The sequence below is a fragment of the Streptomyces sp. CA-243310 genome, assembly GCF_050936775.1.
Lineage (GTDB): Bacteria > Actinomycetota > Actinomycetes > Streptomycetales > Streptomycetaceae > Streptomyces.
This window is the reverse complement of record NZ_JBNJMF010000001.1, coordinates 3,441,443-3,458,037: the sequence shown is the minus strand read 5'-3', so window position 1 is coordinate 3,458,037 and position 16,595 is coordinate 3,441,443. Positions and strand designations below refer to the sequence as shown.

The window sequence follows — 16,595 nt, the reverse complement described above, 5'->3', positions numbered from 1 at the left end:
TGCCGTTCGGCGGGCCGTACCCCTCACCGGCGCCGCCGCCCCCGATCGGCGCGGCGGCACATCCGGATTCCCGGAAGGACATCAGGCGATGACCCCTGCCCTGCTCCCGCGTCCGATCACCGCCGAGACGGCGCCCGCGCGACACACCGCCGGATCGGACGAGCCCACCACTCGGCTCGCTCTCGCCGCCCGTGACGGCGACCCCGACGCGGTGGACCGCTTCGTCCGCGCCCTGCAGCGCGACGTCTGGCGCTACGTCGCCTACCTCAGCGCGGACCCGCAGGCGGCCGACGACCTCACCCAGGAGACGTTCCTGCGGGCCCTGGGCAGCCTGCACCGCTTCGAGGGGCGTTCCTCCGCCCGTACCTGGCTGTTGTCGATAGCGCGGCGCACGGTGGTGGACAGCCTGCGGCACAAGGCGGCCCGACCCAGGCTCTCCGGGCGGGACGACTGGCAGACGGCGGCCGAGCAGACCCAGCCGTTGGATCTGCCGGGGTTCGAGGACGGCATCGCGCTGGCGGAACTCCTCGCCACGATCCCCGCCGACCGCCGCGACGTCTTCGTCCTCACCCAGGTACTGGGCCTTCCCTACGCGGAGGCCGCCGACGCCCTGGGGTGTCCGATCGGCACGGTCCGCTCCCGGGTGGCGCGGGCCCGTACGTCGCTGATCGCGCTCCTGCGCGCGTGATCGGCGCGGGCCGGTGACCACCCCGTCGCCGGTCCGTGCCCGGCACGGAGCCGCCCGAAAAGCGTGCGGCGTCGCCGCGGGGGCCGGGTGAGAATGCGCGCATGCGCATTCGAGCCGTCCGCACCGCCGAACTGCCGCTCCTCCAGGAGATCGAGAGGGCGGCGGGCGAGTGTTTCCGTGAGATCGGCATGGTGGAGATCGCCGCGGACGAACCGCTTCCGCTCGCCGAACTCGCCCGTCACCAACGGGCCGGATCGGCCTGGGTAGCGGCCGACGGGGCGGACCTACCGGTGGCGTACCTGATCGCGGACCGGGTGGACGACGCTCTGCACGTCGAGCAGGTGTCGGTGCACCCGGGCAGCGCGCACCGCCGCATCGGGCGCGCGCTGCTGGACTTCCTGGCGGACCGGGCCAGGGCCGAGGGGCTCGCGGCCCTGACGCTCACCACGTTCGCCGAAGTGCCGTGGAACGCCCCCTACTACGCGCGCTGCGGTTTCCGGATCCCCTCGGAGGATTCCCTGGGCCCCGGCCTGCGGGAGGTTCGCGCGCGGGAGGCGGCCCACGGCCTCGACCGGTGGCCGCGGGTGACGATGCGTCGGGACCTGTGAGCCGCGCGCCGCGCCCGGCCCCGACATGGGCGGTCGCACCATGTCGGGGGCCCGGACTGTGTGGGGCAACGCCATGGGCGGCGGACGGGCGGCGTCCCTAGTGTTCCCGCATGACGAGCAGACTCTCCCTCCCCCATCCCCCACCGGCCCCGGATCCGGTCGGCACGGACCAACGGGGGCGGGTCGCACTGGTGACCGGCGCCGGCAGCGGGATCGGCCGGGCCTGCGCCGTCGCCCTCGCCGCGGCCGGCGCGACCGTGCACGTCGTCGACGTAGCACGGGGACCGGCCCTCGAGGTCGCGGAGGCGGTCGGCGGCCAGGCCCACGTCGTCGACCTGGCGGACCCGGCGGCCATCTCCGCCCTGCCCACCCGTGTCGACATCCTGGTCAACAGCGCGGGTCTCCAGCACGTCGCCCCGATCACCGAGTTCCCCCCGGAGCGGTTCGCCCTGATCCAGCAGGTGATGGTCACGGCGCCCTTCCTGCTGCTGCGCCACGTGCTGCCCCACATGTACGCGGCCGGCTGGGGCCGGGTGGTCAACATCTCCAGCGTGCACGGGCTGCGGGCCAGCGCGTACAAGTCCGCCTACGTGGCGGCCAAACACGCCCTGGAGGGACTGAGCAAGGTCACCGCGATCGAGGCCGCGGCGCACGGGGTGACCAGCAACTGCGTCAGCCCCGGCTACGTCCGTACGCCCCTCGTGGAGGGCCAGCTCCAGGATCAGGCGGCGGCCCACGGGGTGAGCCCCGAGGACGTCCTGTCCGACGTGCTGCTCGCCCGCTCGCCGATCAAGCGGCTCATCGAACCGGAGGAGGTGGCGGCGTCCGTCCTCTGGCTCTGCGGCCCCCACACCGGTTACGTCACCGGCACCTCGATCTCCCTGGACGGCGGCTGGGGCGCCAACTGAACGCGGTGACCGCTGCCGGCGGCTCCGCCCGGGGCGGGTCGCGCCCCCGCGTGTCGGCCCGACACGCCAAACGGACCCTCGGATCTCGGGGTCCGGGGGTCCGTTCACGCGCCATCATGTGCCATGGCTCCTCGCCCGGTCGGGACTCCCGCCGGACCGGCTGCGATTCTCACCCCTTCGGCCACCCACGGCGGCCCGGCCGCGTCCCGGCGGACCGCCCCGAGCAGGACTGGACGCGTCCGCATGGTGCACGTACTCGGCAGCAGGATCCTCCTGACACCCACGGACCCCGAACGGTCCCGTGCCTTCTACGGCGAGGCCCTGGGGCTCGCCGTCCACCGGGAGTTCGGCACCGGACCCGAGCGGGGGGTCGTCTACTTCCTGGGCGGCGGCTTCCTGGAGCTCTCGGGCCGCGCCGACACCCCGCCGGCGCCCGGGCTGCGCCTGTGGCTCCAGGTCGCGGACGTGCGGGAGGCTCACGAGGAGCTGCTCGCGCGGGGCGTCGAGGTGCTGCGTCCACCGCTGCGCGAGCCGTGGGGCCTGATCGAGATGTGGATCGCGGATCCGGACGGCGTGCGGATCGCCGTGGTGGAGGTGCCCGCCGACCATCCCCTGCGGTTCCGCCCCTGAAGCCGTAGCGGCCCCCTGTCCCGCACGCGCGCCGGTGTCGTCAGCTCCGCGCCGGCACACCGCCCGTGGCCGACGGGGACGGGGCCCCCGCGGTCCGGCCGGCGACCCGCCCCCGACCGGCGGTGTGTCCGGCATCGGCCGGGACCCGCCGCGCGCCCCGGGGGTCGCTCGCACGCGCGTGCCGGATCGCGGGGACCAGGCGCAGTTCCGTGGCGAGGGTGAAGAGGTCCCCGGCCTGACCCCGCAGCCCCAGGATCACCAGGTCGTCGCCGTGCCGCTCGGCCCGGGCGTGCAGCCGGACGAGGAACCGCAGGCCCGCGAGGTCCATGAAGGTGACGCCGGCCAGGTCCAGGACCACTGCCGCCGGGGTCGGCAGGGTGCCCAGGATCCGGTCGAGGCCCTCCAGGGCCCCGAGGTCGATCTCACCGCAGGCCGTGATCACCACGGTGCCGCCGGCGAGGACGGCGGTGACCTCGAAGGCGTAGCCCTTGGCGGCGGCCCGCGCGGCGGCCGTCGATCCGGTGTCGCGCGGGCCCTGCCCGGTGTCACGGGGAACCTGCCGGCCGTCCCGGAACCACTGTGCGACGAGCATGTCGTAGATGGGCGTGTTCTCCGGCCGTCCTCCGGTCGGCCGGAGCGGCGCGGGCGACCGGACGGACGTGGTTGCCGCAAGGCGCGTGGGCGTCATACCGGGGTGAACGATCCTGCCCGACGGGAGGTCGCGCCGCGTTATCAGGCTGTGTCCCGGCGCTCGTCACCCTCGACCGTCCCGGTCACCGGATCGTGGCGCGTGCCGGACGGCGGCGCGCGGGAGCCCCGGTCGACGTCCGGTGGCTGCCACGCGGCGGGCAGAGGTCGCGGTGGGCCGGCTCACCCGTTCGGCCCCCGAGCCGGCCGGAGGAATCTCCGCGGGCGGCCCGTACGGCGGCCGGGCCTGCGAGAGGCTCGGCCGCGGGCGGGGCTCACGCGGCGCGTCTGGCCCAGTGGAGGGGAACCTCGGCCCCTCCACCTGCGCGTACCGTCTCGACCACAGCCTGATGGAGGTCCCGGCTCTCTCCTTCCGAGATGCATTCCACCGGGCTGCCGGACAGGGTGAACCAGTCCGACGAACCGCTGTACTGAACCGCCACCTGTGCCTGTGCACCCGTCCAGGTCGTGTGCACGGTCAGGTTCCCGGAGATGACGCCCACCTCGGTGGTGCGGACACCGCCGGCCTCCGGGTAGATCCCCGTGGTCGTCCAAGAAGCCCAGGCCATTCGGCATCCACCTCCTTCCGTCAGCGATCGGCGAGACGCAGGAGGCCTGACACGGGGCCCGCGCGCCGGCCGACGGTAATCGCCACCGGCGCCCCCGCTCAAACCTCCTCCACCTCATTTCCCTCCTCTTGGTCTACCCCCATTGGCCCCATCGCTCACAGGGGGCTCTCATGGAAACCACGCCGGTCCCGCTGCCCGCGTCGAGCACGGAAGGGTACGCCCATGTACGAAATGCGCGCCGAGTCCACCTCCGACCGCCACCAACTGTTGTGGCACGTGATCGCGAAGGAAGCGACCCTCAACACCCTGTGCGGCTTCCAGCTCGGCCCTGACCAGGCCGCGAAGTCGATGACCGAGTCCGGATCGGAGCGCTACTGCGCTCCCTGCATGGACGCCTTCGGCAAGGCCGTGCACGACTCCACGAAGCCCCTGTCCCCCACGAGCGCGGGCGACTGAACCCCGCCGGACCGCGCGCCCGGGTCTCCGGTGCGCGCGGTCAGCGGGCTTCGGGGCACTGGCCCCGTTCGAAGTACGCCACGAGCCCCGGGTCGAGCGGGGGCACGCGTCGCGGGATGCCCCCGTCGCGCAGCGACGTGGTCGCGAGGCAGCCCGCGGCGACCGCCATGCGGGCCGCGACGGGAGAGGTGTCGGTGGCTCCCCCGTGGCGGACGAAACGCAGGAACTCGTCGATCAAGAGGGGATCGGCGCCGCCGTGCCCGCCGTCCGAGGGCGCGGCGATGGTGTGGCAGGCGTCGGGAACGGCCCGGTACCCGGACCGCCGGCTGTTCCAGACCCGTACCTCGCCGCCCGGGCCGTCACCGAAGTTCTCCAGGCGACCGGCATCACCGATGACGGTGTAGTTGCGCCAGTAGTCGGGAGTGAAGTGGCACTGCTGGTAGGCGGCCAGGACTCCGTTGGCGAGTCTCAGGTTCAGCAGCGAGACGTCCTCCACGTCGATGACCGGGTTGAGGCCCCGCTGGGTGTGCGGCGGCCAGTGTCCGTCGTGGGTGTACCAGTCCTCGTGCTTGGGTTCGCCGTGGGCGCGGCGGTGCGGGTTCTCCCCGTAGACCATCAGGTCGCCCATCGCCTGCACGTCTCGGGTGTAGGAACCGGCGAGCCAGTGCAGGACGTCGATGTCGTGCGCCGCCTTCTGGAGCAGCAGGCCGGTGGTGTAGCGGCGTTCGGCGTGCCAGTCCTTGAAGTACCAGTCCCCGCCGAAGCCCACGAAGTGGCGGACCCAGATCGTCCTGACACGGCCGATGGCGCCGCCGTCGATGAGCCCGCGCATCAACCGCACCACGGGCATGTGCCGCATGTTGTGGCCGACGTACAACCGCGTGCCGGTCTCGCGGGCGGTGCGCAGGATCGTGTCGCAGGCGGCCACGGAGATGTCGAGGGGCTTCTCGACGAACACCGGCTTGCGGGCCTCGAGGATCCGGCAGGCCAGGTCGGCGTGCGTGTGGTCGGGGGTGAGGACGAGGACGGCGTCGATGCCGGAGTCCCCGATCACCTCAAGGTGGTCGGCGGTGACGCGCGCGTCCGGGAAGGCGGCTGCCGCCGCGGCGCGGGCGCGCGGGTCGGGGTCCGCGACGGCGGTGACGGCGGCTCCTCGGCCGGGGCGGTGGGCGGTGCGCGCGAGGCTTCCGCGCAGGCCGTATCCGAGGACACCGATACGGATGTCGGTCAAGGTCGACTTCCTTCGCGTCGAACGTGGTCACCGGCGGCGGCGCCGGCAGGCCTCGTGACGCTTCCCCTCGCCGGGGTCCCACAATCGGGCGCGTTCACGGCGGGCCCTCACCCCGGGGCCCGTGCTCCGGCGCCCTCACCGGGCGCGTTCGGCGTGCGTCCTCGACGGGTGCGTTCGGTGGGTGCGTTCAGCGGTGCCCGGGGTCGCGCCGGCCCCAGGCGGTGAGCATGCCGGCCGACAGATCGGCGCAGTCGGGCGAGTCGAGGTAGGCGATGGCCGCGTCGACGGCCGCGTCGTCCACCTGTCCCGTCGCCACGATCGCCGCTCTCGCCCGGTCCCACGTGTCCGCCCAGAAGCGGCTGATGGGGCTTCCGGGGAGCAGGGGAGGTACCCGGATCTCGGCGCCCACCCGGGTGAGTCCTGCGGCGCGCAGCAGGTGGGGGTGGTCCGTGATGCGGGAGACGTCGGTGCCGATGGTGTCCCGCAGGCCTTGCCACATGGCCCGCATGACCCGGGTGTACGGCGTCGCGTCCGCGCCGGCGTCGTCGTTCGGGTCGACGGCGTCGCTGACGACCAACGTCCCTCCCGGGAGCAGGAGTCGGGCGAGCGAGGAGATCAGCCGTGGGCGGTCGGGAAGGTGCATGAGGACGAACCGGGCGTGGACCAGGTGGAATCGGCGGCCGGGGTCGAAGTCCGGGGCGGTGATGTCCGCTTCCATGACGTCGAGTCCTGGGAGGGGACGGGTGGTCAGGAAACGCACGTCACGGTCGACGGCGAGGACGGAGTCGACGTACTCCTCCCGCAACAGCCGCCGGCTGACCGTGCCCGTTCCGGCGCCCAGGTCGAGACAGTTCCATCCCGGTCCGGTGCCGAGATCGCGCAAGCGGGCCATCGTGATGTCGTCGTAGGTGAGCGCGCCGAGGTCGATGCGGTCGCCCTCGCCGACCAGATCGGGTGGGAAGACGTCCTCGCCGTACCGGCCCGCGGCACGGGCCCCGGGTGTCGGCCCGTCGGGCCTGGGCTGTGCGCGCATGTTCAACTCACCGCCGTTTCAGCGGGGTTCGGTGTCGATCCGGCGAGAGCCGCCGGTGGTCCCGGCGGCTTTCGCGGCGTTCGGGCTCCCTCGATCAGCAGGTGAGGCCGCTCTTGGCGGACTTCACCGCGTCGTCCAGGGTCTTCACGTTCGGGGCGAGCTTGCTCACGGCGTCCTTGCCGGTCGTGTCGCCGGGCAGGCCCTCGTAGGCCTTCTTCAGGTCATCGGAGGCCTTCTTCACGGACTCCTTCTTCGCGGCGTCCCAGGTGGCCGTGGACTTCTCGACGTCCTGCCAGCTCTTCTGGACGTCCTCGTACGCTTCCTTGATCTGGTCCTTGGTGGCGTTCGCGGGGTTGAGCGCACGCAGGGCGGCCGTGTCGGCGTTGAGTTCGGTCAGATTGGTGCACAACTCCGCCGCGGCGCTGCTCGGGTCGTCGCTCGGGTCCGCGAAGGCGGCGGACGCTCCCGAGGCGGCCAGGACGATGGTGGCCGCGGTGGCCACGGCTGTGCTGAGAACGCGCTTCATGTGTTTCCCCTCTTCGGGATGCTTGCCGGGATGAAGTCCCACTCCCCCCGTTCCCCGAGCTCCCCGGCTCTCCACGCTGGCACAGGGCGAGGAGGCCCGCAATCGCGGACCGACCCGGAAAGCGCTCGCCCGGGCATGCGACAAGCGCCGGTGACCTGGGCGGACCGGCGCTTGTCGACGGACGGGCGGGACTCCGTCAGGGGCGGATCCCGTCGCAGGTGATCTCCAGGTGGCGCGGGCCGCGCAGGACCGCGTTCTGGCGGTAGGGCGGCGGGTCCTCGATGAGTCGGGGGTTGTCCAGCCGGCGGGCCAGCTCGCTGAGCGCGAGTTGCGCCTCCAGCCGCGCCAGCGGGGCGCCGAAGCAGCTGTGGATGCCGCTGCCCAGGCCCAGGTGTTGGATGTCCTTGCGGTACGGGTCGAAGCGGTCCGGGTCCTCGAAGCGGTCCGGGTCCCGGTTGCCCGAGGCCAGGACCAGCCACATCGAGGAGCCCTTGGGGATGGTGACGCCGCGGATCTCGACGTCGACGAGCGGGGTGCGCTGCGGCAGCAGTTGCACCGGCGGCTCGTAGCGCAGCAGTTCCTCCACCAGCGGCACGGCGAGCTCCGGGTTCTCGCGCAGGTCCGCCAGGACGTCCGGGTGGCGCAGCAGGGTGAGCATGCCGTTGGTGATGAGGTTGACGGTGGTCTCGTGGCCCGCGATCAGCAGCAGGGCGGAGGTGCTGAGCAGTTCCATCGTGCTCATCGTGTCGTCCTGGCCGTGTCCGGCGGCCAGTTCGGACAGCATGTCGTCCTTGGGGTTCTTGCGCCGCTCCTCGATCAACCCGGCCAGGTACATGCCCAGTTCCATGCGGGCGTCGTGGGTGACCCGCAGACGCTCGGCCGGGTCGGCATCGGGGTCGGGGTCGAGGCCGGCGGCGATGGTGTCGGCCCAGCTGTGGAAACGGGGCTCGTCCTCGCGCGGCACGCCCAGCAGCCGGCAGATCATGGTGACGGGGAACGGGTAGGCGAACTGGTCCACCAGGTCGATGCGGCCGGGGTCGCCGAGGTTGTCGATGAGCCCGGTGACGATGCCGTGGAGGTCGTCGCGCATCCCGTCGATGCGGTGCGGGGAGTGGGGCGGCCCGAAGGGACGGTTCGTCATCCGTCGCAGTCGGTCGTGCTCCGGGGGGTCGAGCTTCAGGAAGCTCGGCGGCAGCGCCGTCTCCTCGCCCCCGCCCTCGTCGTCGGCCAGCGGGTCGCCGGCCGTCGCGGTCAGGTTGTGGGCGTCGGAGCTGAGCCGCGGGTCGTGCAGCAGGCTCTGGATGTCGTGATAGGTACTGATGACGTAGGGCCCGGTTCCGTCGTGGAAGACGGGGGTTTTGCGCAGTTCCTCGTACAGGGGGTACGGGTTCGCGCGGTTCGAGTAGTCCAGGATCTGCTTCAGGATGCCTTCGGCCATGTCGGTCCTCCGGGGGCGCGCGGGTCAGTGCCCGGCAGGGGTGAAGGTCATCCGGCGGTCGGCCGGCGAGTACCCGCTGAGGGTGATGGTGGGGCCGTGCGTGGGCACGGAGGGGTCGGGGAAGTCGGCCGGGATCGGCCGCTGCCCGTCGGAGCGCCTGTCGACCGTGGGGAACGGCGGCGGGAAGGGCGCGGTGGCCTCGATCTGCTGCTCGTAGAACTGGAGCCAGCGGCAGTTGTCGAAGGTGACGGCCCCGATGACGCGTCCCTGGTAGCCGTAGACGCCGGTGAAGCGGCGCTCGGCGCGCGAACCCTGGGTGATCATGACCTCGGTGCCCATGGAGGGCACGCCGACCGACTTGATGTTCACCCCGAACTGCGAGGACCAGAAGGCCGGCACCCAGATGTGGGGGCGCCGGTCGCTGCTCTCGCTGAGCATGTTGTGCGCGGCCGTCTCCGCCTGGGCGACGGCGTTGCCCCAGTGCTCCAGCGACAGGAACTGGTAACCGAACAGCGGGTGCGGGGAGCGCGCCACGTCACCCGCGACGAAGACGTCGTCGGTGACGATGCCCCGGACGTCGAAGGCCCGGCAGCCGGCGTCACAGGCGATGCCGCGCGGGCCCGCTCCGAGGCCGGAGCCGGCCAGCCACTCCGTGTTGCGCTGCGCGCCGAGGGAGACGACCACGACGTCGCACTCCAGGGTGGTGCCGTCCGAGAAGTGGGCGGAGCGGACCCGTCCGGTCGTGTCGCCCTCCAGCCGGGTGACCATGACCCCGGTGCGCAGGTCGACACCGTTCTCCCGGTGCATCTCGGCGGCCACGGCGCCGATCACCCCGCCGAGCGCGCCGACGAGGGGGGCGTCGCCGCGCTCGGCGACGGTGACCTCCAGGCCGCGCTCGCGACAGGCGGAGGCGATCTCGGAGCCGGTGAACCCGGCGCCGATGACCAGGACCCGCTTGGGGCCCGCGTCGAGCCGGCGGGCCAGCCCCGCCCCGTCGTCGCGGGTACGGAGCACGAAGACCCCGTCGAGCTCGGCCTCGGCCTCGTTCGGCCAGGGCCGGGCGCGAACACCGGTGGCGATCATCAGCCGGTCGTAGGGCACCTCGTCGCCGTCGGCGAGCTTGACGAGCCGGGCCGCCATGTCGAGGCCACTGGCCGGGACGCCGAGCCGCCACTCGGCGTCGATCTCGCGTCGGCGGGGCAGCGCGGTGTGCTCGGCGGTGGCCTTGCCCAGCAGGACCTGCTTGGACAGGGGCGGCCGGTCGTACGGCTCGTACGGCTCGTCGCCGATCATCGTGAGCGTGCCTTCGAAGCCCTTGTCCCGGAGCGTCTCGGCGGCGCGCAGACCGGCGAGCGACGCGCCGACGACGACGATCCGCCCCTCTCGCTTCAGCCGGTCCAGGGACCCGTCAGGCATGGGGGGCCTCCCCGCTCGCGGCGCGCCCTGCGGCGGCCATGTCCATCTCGTCCACGAGGATCGCCTGCACGGGGCAGGCGGCGACGGCCTGGGCGACGCGCTCGCGCTGCGCCTCCTCGGCCTCCGGGTCGTAGAGCAGTCCTTCGTCCCCGTGCATCGCGAAGACGTCGGGCGCGAGGAATGCGCACTGGGCGTACCCCTGGCACCGGTTCAGGTCGACGACAAGCCTCAACAAGGTGCGGTCCTTTCGGTGATCCCCGCGGCTACCGGATCCAGCGTGCGCGGCGGCGCCGGCGACGGCGCGCCCGGAAAGCCATTGGGGTGACGGGCGGGGGTCTCACGCGGGGCGCGGGCCCGCCCGCAGGATGTACACGCTGACCAGCAGGCACCAGGCCGGGAAGACCATCTCGGACCACGGCAGGGTGGAGCCGAACACCAGCAGGACCAGGCCGACGACGTAGCCGAACAGGGTCAGCGGGCGCGGGAACACCCCGAGCCTGCGCCCCATGGTGGAGGAGGCGAAGACGAAGACGGCGGCCATCCGCATCGCGTACGTCGTCAGCAGGGTGTACGCGAAGTGGCGGCCGAAGGCCTGCGGTTCGGTGGCTTCCAGGACCGTTCCGGCGGCCGCGGCGGCCCCGAAGAGCGAGGCGACGAAGACCAGGCCGCTGCCCAGGAAGGCGGTGGCGACGAACCGGTCCTCGGATTCGCCGGCGTGTGTGCGCACGGCGCCCATGAACCAGAGGAAGGCGATGCCCGCGAACGGTACGAGTTCCACCGCGGCGGTGATGGCGCTCCGTTGGCCCGAGGTGACGGCGATGTCGTCGCCGTCGGCCCCGGCGGGCAGACCGGTCCGGGCGAGCACGATCGCCGTCGCCAGCAGCAGGGCGAAGACGATCCCCGCCACGCCCGCGGCACGCGGGGTGCTCAGGCTCTGTGCCGGGCTCTTGCCCGGTGGTCCGTGTCTCATGGCTCCAGCAAGCCGGGCTCGGGCCCGGTGTGCCAGCGGGGCCGGGCGGTCGGGTGACGGGAGGGACCGCCCGGGCGAGGCAGGACGGACGAACGGGTGGGTCAGGCCGTCCGGTCCATGCTCCACGTCGGCAGGGTGCGGAAGAAGGCGACGGCTTCCGGGCGCCAGTGCTCCTCCCAGGAGGCGGCCTCGGCCGCGGCGGCCCGCGCGTGGGAACGCATCTCGTCGCGGAGCCACCGGTCGGCACCGTTGCGGCGGGCGATGTCCCGGATCCGGGCGATCGTGGCGTCGGTGCAGTGCGGGTCGCCGAGTGCGGACTCCACGAGGGCCGCCTCGGGCCGGGTCGCACGGGCCAGTACGGCGGCGACGGCGTAGGTGCGGCGGCCGGAGCGGATGTCGGCCCCCGTCGACTTGCCGACATGCGCGTCGTCGCCGAACAGGTCGCGGTGGTCGTCGCGCATCTGCTCCCCGATCCCCACCAGGCGTGCGTACCGGTGCAGCCGTTCGTGGTGCGGCGCCGGGTCCTCGCCCGCGGCCAGCAGTCCCATGGTCAGCGGCGCCAGGAGGGAGTAGCGGGCGCTCTTGAAGTCGGTGACGGTGTGCAGGAACTCCTCGTCGGGCCGTGCGTGGGTGTCCCGCTCCAGGTCCACGATCTGTCCCACGACCGTCTCGGCGGCGGTCCTCAGGTGTACGCCCAGGAGGCTCTGGCGGAGTTCGGCGGGGACGTCGGCCTCCAGCAGGACCTGCATGGAGAGGAACGCCGCGAGATCCCCGGCGAGCACGGCCAGGCCGAGGGCGGTGGGGGCGTGGTCGGGAAACTCCTCGCGGTAGGACTGGTGGGTCGACGGACCGCCGCGACGCAGCGGCGCTTCGTCGATGATGTCGTCGTGGACGAGTCCGTGGGTCTGCAACAGTTCGATGCTCAGCGCGGCCTCCGTCAGGCCCGGCACCTCGTCGGTGGTGACCAGCCGGGCCGCCTCGTGGAGGAGGACGACGCGCAGCCGTTTGCCACCGCGCAGGGACAGGTCCCTCAGGAGTTCCAGGCAGCGGGGGGTGAACCGGCTCATCGGCGGGGTGTCGAGCCGTTCCCCGAGGGTGTCGAAGTAGCGCGCGAAGTGCGTGTCGAACCGGCTGCGGTGTCCGGATATCCGTTCCAGGGTGGTGGCGGTGGCCGTGGCGTCCATGAAGATCAGTATCGGGTGTCCGCGGACGGCCCGGGCGGCCGGCGCCGATGGTCTCTCGGGCTCCTCGGAATCTCGGAATCCTCAGACCTCTCAGACCTCTCACGCCTCTCAGGCCGGGATGTCGATCACACCGACCGGTGCGGAGGTCGGTCCCACGGAACCGGCGGCCGATTCGACCGTGACGCCGACGGAGGTGGCCTGCTCGACGGGCCCGTCGAGGAGTTTGACGTGCCAGTTGCCGCCGCCGCGCAGGGTGCCGGCCGCGCGGGTGGTGCCCGCGTCGTCGTACCAGAGCTTGTACACCTGGCCATCGGGGAGTTTCGGCAGCCCCGAGGCGATGAAGGCGGCCCTGCTCTCGCTGCGGGAGACGATCACACAGCCGGTGGCGCCGTCCTCGAACCGCGCGGCGCTGACCTTCGCGTCGGGGGCCGCGAGCACGTCGGCGAGTTCCGCGACGGGGCCGGTGCGACGGGTGGACTCGATGAGGCTGCTCCGTGCCTGCTCGGCCTCCTGGTGCTGCCACAGGGCGATGCCTCCGAAGGCGACGGCCGCGGCCAGACACGCCGCGAGGACCCAGCGTCCTCGTCGCCCCGGGCGGGCTCCGGAGCGGTTGCCGGACCGGATGGCGCCCGGGGCGTGCGGGGCGACGGGTGCCGGGGGCGGCACCACGACCGGTGGCAGGGCCGGCTCCTGGGCGGTGACCGCGATGCGTTCGAGGACGGTGCGGCGCAGGTCGGCGGGGGGCGACATCGGGGGTGAGCCGCTCAGGTCCGCGACGACGGGGGTCAGCGCGGCCGCTTCACGGCGGCAGGACACGCAGCCGGCCAGATGTCGTGCGAAGGCGGCTTCCTCGTCGGGCGGCATGGCGTGCAGGAGGTACGCGCCGAGCGGGGCGTGAGGGTCGGGCGCGATGCTCATCGGGATGCCTCCAGACAGTCGCGCAGCCGGTGCAGTCCGTCGCGGAGCCTCGACTTGACCGTGCCCTCGGGCGACTCCAGCGAGCGGGCCACCTCCCGATAGGTCATCCCCTCGTAGAAGGCCATCCGTACCGCCTCCCGCTGGGGGGCGGTCAGGCCGTCCAGACAGCGGCGTACCTGCCGGTACTCCTCCCTGCCCTCGACCTCGTCAGCCACCTCGTCGAAGGCGGGCATCCGGTCGAGGAGGGCCGCCTTCTCCTCGCGCGCGCCACGTGCCTGCGCGGAACGTACCCGGTCCACGGCCCGGCGGTGGGCCAGCACCATCACCCAGGCCTTCGCGGTGCCGAGTTCCGGGCGGAACCGGCCGGCGGTGCGCCACACCTCGATCATCACCTCCTGGGTCACCTCCGCCGCCTGGTCCTCGTCCCGCAGGACCCGGCAGACCAGCCCCATCACGGGGCCGCACACGGCGTCGTAGAGGGGGGCGAAGGCCTCTCCGTCGCCCTGGGCCACCCGCAGGAGCAGCTCGTCCGGCCCGTCTGCCGGGCCGTCGTTCACGTCGTCCGGGCTCTGCGCCCTTTCGGTCCTGTCCGTCCTGTCCGCCATCGGAGGTCCGTGCTCCTTCCGGTGCACCGGCTTCCGATCCCATCACCGTTGGGGACCGGGCGCATCCGGAGGGATGGGGAAAATGAGCGACGAGGGCCCGCGGCGCGGGCCCTCGTCAACCATCCGTCGTGCGGGAGAAGCAACTACCAGCGGTGCTTGTACGAGCAGTCCCAGTGCCCCTTGACCCAGTCCTTGTCCCAGTGTCCGGGGACGTACACCCACTTCCAGTGCCCCTGGCCACCGCCCCGGGATTCACCGTGGCCCTGACCCTGACCCTGGCCCTGACCCTGGTCCTGACCCTGGTCCCGGTCGCGGTCCCACTTCCCGTTGCCGTTCCTGTTCCCGTTGCCGTTCCCGTTCCAGTCGTCGTGTCCGTTGCCGTTCCCGTTGTCGTGCTTCCAGTGGTCCTTGACCCAGCGCTTCTCCCAGTGGCCCTTGACCCACCGCTTCTCCCAGTGGGCCTTCTTCCAGACGCACTGCTTGCCGCCGTCCCCGGTGACGGAGGCCGCGACGGTCTGTGTCGCGGCCGGCGCGGCCATCGCGGGAGCCGCGGCTCCCAGCGCCGCGCCGCCCACGAGTACGCCGGTCGAGGCAACGGCCACCGCCATGTGTCTGACCCGGATGGGAACGGACATGGATCCCACCTCCTGGCCCTCACCCGAGTGAGAGCAGTGAGTGATGTGACACAAGTAATTCGATGCAGCCGGTGGGTCTGGATGGGACGAGTTCGGGTCAGGTTCCGCGCGGGCCGTTCGTGGCGGAGGAGGCGTTCGCCTGCCCGGCGGCCCGAGCCGTCGGGGCGGACGAGCCCGCCGGTGTCGTCGGCGCGGTCGGCGCACCCGAGGGGGCGGGGGTCTGCGGGGTGCAGGTCACCTCGTCGCGCGGGGTGTAGTGCGTCTTGTACGTCTCCCGCTTGGCCTCCTGGCCGCCCCGTACGAAGACGCGGTCGACGGCGACGTCGAAGCCCTCCAGCGGGGTCTGCACCTCGCAGGTGGCCCCGGAGCCCGTGCGCTTGCCGGGCGGAGTGATCGCGGTGCGCGGGCCCTGGGTGGCGCGTATCTCGTCGTACTTCTTCGTACCGAGGAAGCTGATGGTCAGGGAGGTGTCGGTGGACTGGGCCTGGATGTAGATCGCGTGGCCGGAGTCGTTCTTCCAACGCAGGTCGAGCGTGCCCCAGGCGACGGTGGCCTCGCGGCCCTCCGGGTAGCGCTCGATGTAGAAGGAGTGGGCGCCGTGCTCCAGCGGCTTCACGCCGGCGAAGAACAGGGCGTTGTACATGGTCGTGGCGACGGCCGAGACACCGCCGCCGGGCGACTTCACGTACTGGCCGTCATTGATCATGATCCCGTCGACGAACCCGTTCTCCTTGGTGCGTTCGCCGACCGTCTTGTTGAAGCTCCACGTCTCGCCGGGCATGACGACCGAGCCGTTGATCAGGTCCACGGCCCGGCCGATGTTGGTGGTGCGGTAGGGCGCGGCCGGGAAGGCGACGGTGAAGGACGACATCTTCTCCTTGATCCCGAGGCGCTGCGCGTCCTCGGCCGTCAGGGCCGGGTGGATCGGCGTCCCGCTGAGTTCGGCGGTGCGGGCGGCGGTGCCGGTGCGGGTCAGCAGCGGTTCGACGGCCGCGCCGAGGGCCTTGTCCGTGACCTTGGTTCCGCTGCGTCCGTCGGACGCGAGGACCGCCCGGTCGGAGGAGTCGAGCCGGAAGGTGGCGTTGCGCGGCTCCGGGGTCGCGGCGTCCACCTGGCGGGCGACCGCGGGGTCGGCCAGCAGGGACTTGGCGTCGAGCCGGGGCTTGAGGCGGCCCTGGCCGTCGGCCGCGACGTCCAGGTGGCTGCCGAGCACGGCCGGGGTTATGGATATCGGCCTGCCGGCGAGGCTGAGCGTGACCGGACCGGACATCGCGGGCGCGGCGAACTCGCGCACCGCGCGATCGGTCTCCTGACGCCCTATGGCGGGGTCCGTTCGGTCGACGGGGAGGACGACGGGACCGGACTGCGACTGCGGGCTCAGGTAGGCGGCGCGCACGGTCTGCGGCACGCCCTCGGTGCGCAGGGCGACGCCGGTCACGGGCTGGGTGACCCGCGGCTTGCCGTCGCTGAAGGCGATGTCGCCGTCGCGGGCCTTGCGGTCGCCGGCGGCGAGCCGGTCGACCTCGGCGGCGCTCTTGGCGTCGTCCATGCGGGTCACGGGCTCGACGGCGCGCTCGCGGGGCGTGGCGAAGAGTCGCCCGATGACCGTGAACGGGTTCGATCCGGTGTTCGCGGCCTGGTCGACGGTGGCGCCGGTGTCGAGGGACAGACCGAAGGAGGCGGGGGCGATCCGTTCCGTCCGGTCGCCGATCCGCAGCTCCAGGGGGGCGCTCGCGGCCGGGCCGAGCGTGCGGTCCAGGGCCGCCGTGGCCTCTGCGCGGCTCATTCCGCCGATGTCCACGCCGTGGACGTGCGTGCCGTCGGCGACGGAGTCGCCCGTCACGACCAGGGCGGTGGCGTAGAGGCCTCCGAAACCGAGTACGGCGGCCCCGCCCGCCAAGGTCAGGGCGATCCGCAGGTTGCGGGGCGTCCGGCGGTTGTCACGTCGCATGTCTCTCCCGGTGGCGGTGGTTCTGGTACGCGGTGGTCCTGGTACGTCGAAGGGGCGCCTGGCACCCACCCGAGAACCTGAAACGCGCCAGAACAATGACCAGCATGAAGGAGATACCTGCCATATCGGGCAAAATGTGCCC

The 16,595-nt window shown here is 72.5% G+C and carries 19 protein-coding genes; 5 read left to right on the top strand and 14 right to left on the bottom strand.

Features of this window, described 5'->3' with window-relative positions; all coding sequences use genetic code 11:
- Positions 1-88 precede the first annotated feature (88 nt).
- From ACQEVM_RS15210 to ACQEVM_RS15195, 4 genes are all read left to right on the top strand, one after another.
- Positions 89-688 (top strand): sigma-70 family RNA polymerase sigma factor, encoded by a 600-nt coding sequence (locus tag ACQEVM_RS15210; RefSeq protein ID WP_266952898.1) that lies wholly within the window; start codon positions 89-91, stop codon positions 686-688.
- Between the two features lie 101 nt (positions 689-789).
- Positions 790-1,296, top strand: a complete 507-nt coding sequence (locus ACQEVM_RS15205; RefSeq protein WP_433078902.1) for a GNAT family N-acetyltransferase — start codon at positions 790-792, stop codon at positions 1,294-1,296.
- A 110-nt stretch (positions 1,297-1,406) separates the two neighbouring features.
- Positions 1,407-2,204, top strand: coding sequence for a 3-hydroxybutyrate dehydrogenase (locus ACQEVM_RS15200; RefSeq protein WP_433078900.1), 798 nt, complete (start codon positions 1,407-1,409; stop codon positions 2,202-2,204).
- Between the two features lie 243 nt (positions 2,205-2,447).
- Positions 2,448-2,834: a VOC family protein gene (locus ACQEVM_RS15195; RefSeq protein ID WP_433078898.1), complete on the top strand. Its 387-nt coding sequence runs from the start codon at positions 2,448-2,450 to the stop codon at positions 2,832-2,834.
- A 40-nt stretch (positions 2,835-2,874) separates the two neighbouring features.
- Here ACQEVM_RS15195 and ACQEVM_RS15190 read toward each other — a convergent pair whose 3' ends face one another.
- Both ACQEVM_RS15190 and ACQEVM_RS15185 read right to left on the bottom strand, forming a co-directional pair.
- Positions 2,875-3,426 carry an STAS domain-containing protein gene (locus ACQEVM_RS15190; RefSeq protein ID WP_433078896.1) on the bottom strand — a complete coding sequence of 184 codons (552 nt, stop codon included), beginning with the start codon at positions 3,424-3,426 and terminating at the stop codon, positions 2,875-2,877.
- Between the two features lie 370 nt (positions 3,427-3,796).
- A complete protein-coding gene (locus ACQEVM_RS15185; RefSeq protein WP_433078894.1) occupies positions 3,797-4,090 on the bottom strand; it encodes a hypothetical protein in 294 nt (97 codons plus the stop codon).
- A gap of 222 nt (positions 4,091-4,312) precedes the next feature.
- Between ACQEVM_RS15185 and ACQEVM_RS15180 the strand changes: the two genes are divergently transcribed.
- Positions 4,313-4,546 (top strand): hypothetical protein, encoded by a 234-nt coding sequence (locus ACQEVM_RS15180; RefSeq protein WP_433078892.1) that lies wholly within the window; start codon positions 4,313-4,315, stop codon positions 4,544-4,546.
- A gap of 40 nt (positions 4,547-4,586) precedes the next feature.
- Here the strand turns inward: ACQEVM_RS15180 and ACQEVM_RS15175 are convergent, their stop codons facing one another.
- From ACQEVM_RS15175 to ACQEVM_RS15120, 12 genes are all read right to left on the bottom strand, one after another.
- Entirely contained in the window at positions 4,587-5,777 is a 1,191-nt protein-coding gene (locus tag ACQEVM_RS15175) for a Gfo/Idh/MocA family protein (RefSeq protein ID WP_433078890.1), read from the bottom strand.
- 187 nt (positions 5,778-5,964) lie between these two features.
- A complete protein-coding gene (locus ACQEVM_RS15170) occupies positions 5,965-6,810 on the bottom strand; it encodes a class I SAM-dependent methyltransferase (RefSeq protein ID WP_433078888.1) in 846 nt (281 codons plus the stop codon).
- Between the two features lie 94 nt (positions 6,811-6,904).
- Positions 6,905-7,336, bottom strand: a complete 432-nt coding sequence (locus ACQEVM_RS15165) for a hypothetical protein (RefSeq protein WP_433078886.1) — start codon at positions 7,334-7,336, stop codon at positions 6,905-6,907.
- 196 nt (positions 7,337-7,532) lie between these two features.
- Positions 7,533-8,774 carry a cytochrome P450 gene (locus ACQEVM_RS15160; protein ID WP_433078884.1) on the bottom strand — a complete coding sequence of 414 codons (1,242 nt, stop codon included), beginning with the start codon at positions 8,772-8,774 and terminating at the stop codon, positions 7,533-7,535.
- A 24-nt stretch (positions 8,775-8,798) separates the two neighbouring features.
- The gene (locus ACQEVM_RS15155) at positions 8,799-10,190 is read right to left on the bottom strand and encodes an NAD(P)/FAD-dependent oxidoreductase (protein WP_433078882.1); all 1,392 of its coding nucleotides are present in this window, start codon (positions 10,188-10,190) and stop codon (positions 8,799-8,801) included.
- Positions 10,183-10,422 carry a ferredoxin gene (locus ACQEVM_RS15150; RefSeq protein WP_433080023.1) on the bottom strand — a complete coding sequence of 80 codons (240 nt, stop codon included), beginning with the start codon at positions 10,420-10,422 and terminating at the stop codon, positions 10,183-10,185. The genes ACQEVM_RS15155 and ACQEVM_RS15150 overlap by 8 nt, the downstream gene beginning before the upstream one ends.
- Positions 10,423-10,527: 105 nt before the next feature.
- Positions 10,528-11,160 carry a hypothetical protein gene (locus ACQEVM_RS15145; protein WP_433078880.1) on the bottom strand — a complete coding sequence of 211 codons (633 nt, stop codon included), beginning with the start codon at positions 11,158-11,160 and terminating at the stop codon, positions 10,528-10,530.
- Between the two features lie 101 nt (positions 11,161-11,261).
- Positions 11,262-12,344 carry a polyprenyl synthetase family protein gene (locus ACQEVM_RS15140; protein WP_433078878.1) on the bottom strand — a complete coding sequence of 361 codons (1,083 nt, stop codon included), beginning with the start codon at positions 12,342-12,344 and terminating at the stop codon, positions 11,262-11,264.
- 108 nt (positions 12,345-12,452) lie between these two features.
- Positions 12,453-13,262, bottom strand: coding sequence for an anti-sigma factor domain-containing protein (locus ACQEVM_RS15135; protein ID WP_433078876.1), 810 nt, complete (start codon positions 13,260-13,262; stop codon positions 12,453-12,455).
- The gene (sigK, locus tag ACQEVM_RS15130; RefSeq protein ID WP_433078874.1) at positions 13,259-13,867 is read right to left on the bottom strand and encodes an ECF RNA polymerase sigma factor SigK; all 609 of its coding nucleotides are present in this window, start codon (positions 13,865-13,867) and stop codon (positions 13,259-13,261) included. The genes ACQEVM_RS15135 and sigK overlap by 4 nt, the downstream gene beginning before the upstream one ends.
- Before the next feature lie 143 nt (positions 13,868-14,010).
- Positions 14,011-14,502, bottom strand: coding sequence for a hypothetical protein (locus tag ACQEVM_RS15125; RefSeq protein ID WP_433078872.1), 492 nt, complete (start codon positions 14,500-14,502; stop codon positions 14,011-14,013).
- A gap of 97 nt (positions 14,503-14,599) precedes the next feature.
- Positions 14,600-16,453, bottom strand: coding sequence for a VanW family protein (locus tag ACQEVM_RS15120; RefSeq protein ID WP_433078870.1), 1,854 nt, complete (start codon positions 16,451-16,453; stop codon positions 14,600-14,602).
- Between the last annotated feature and the right edge of the window lie 142 nt (positions 16,454-16,595).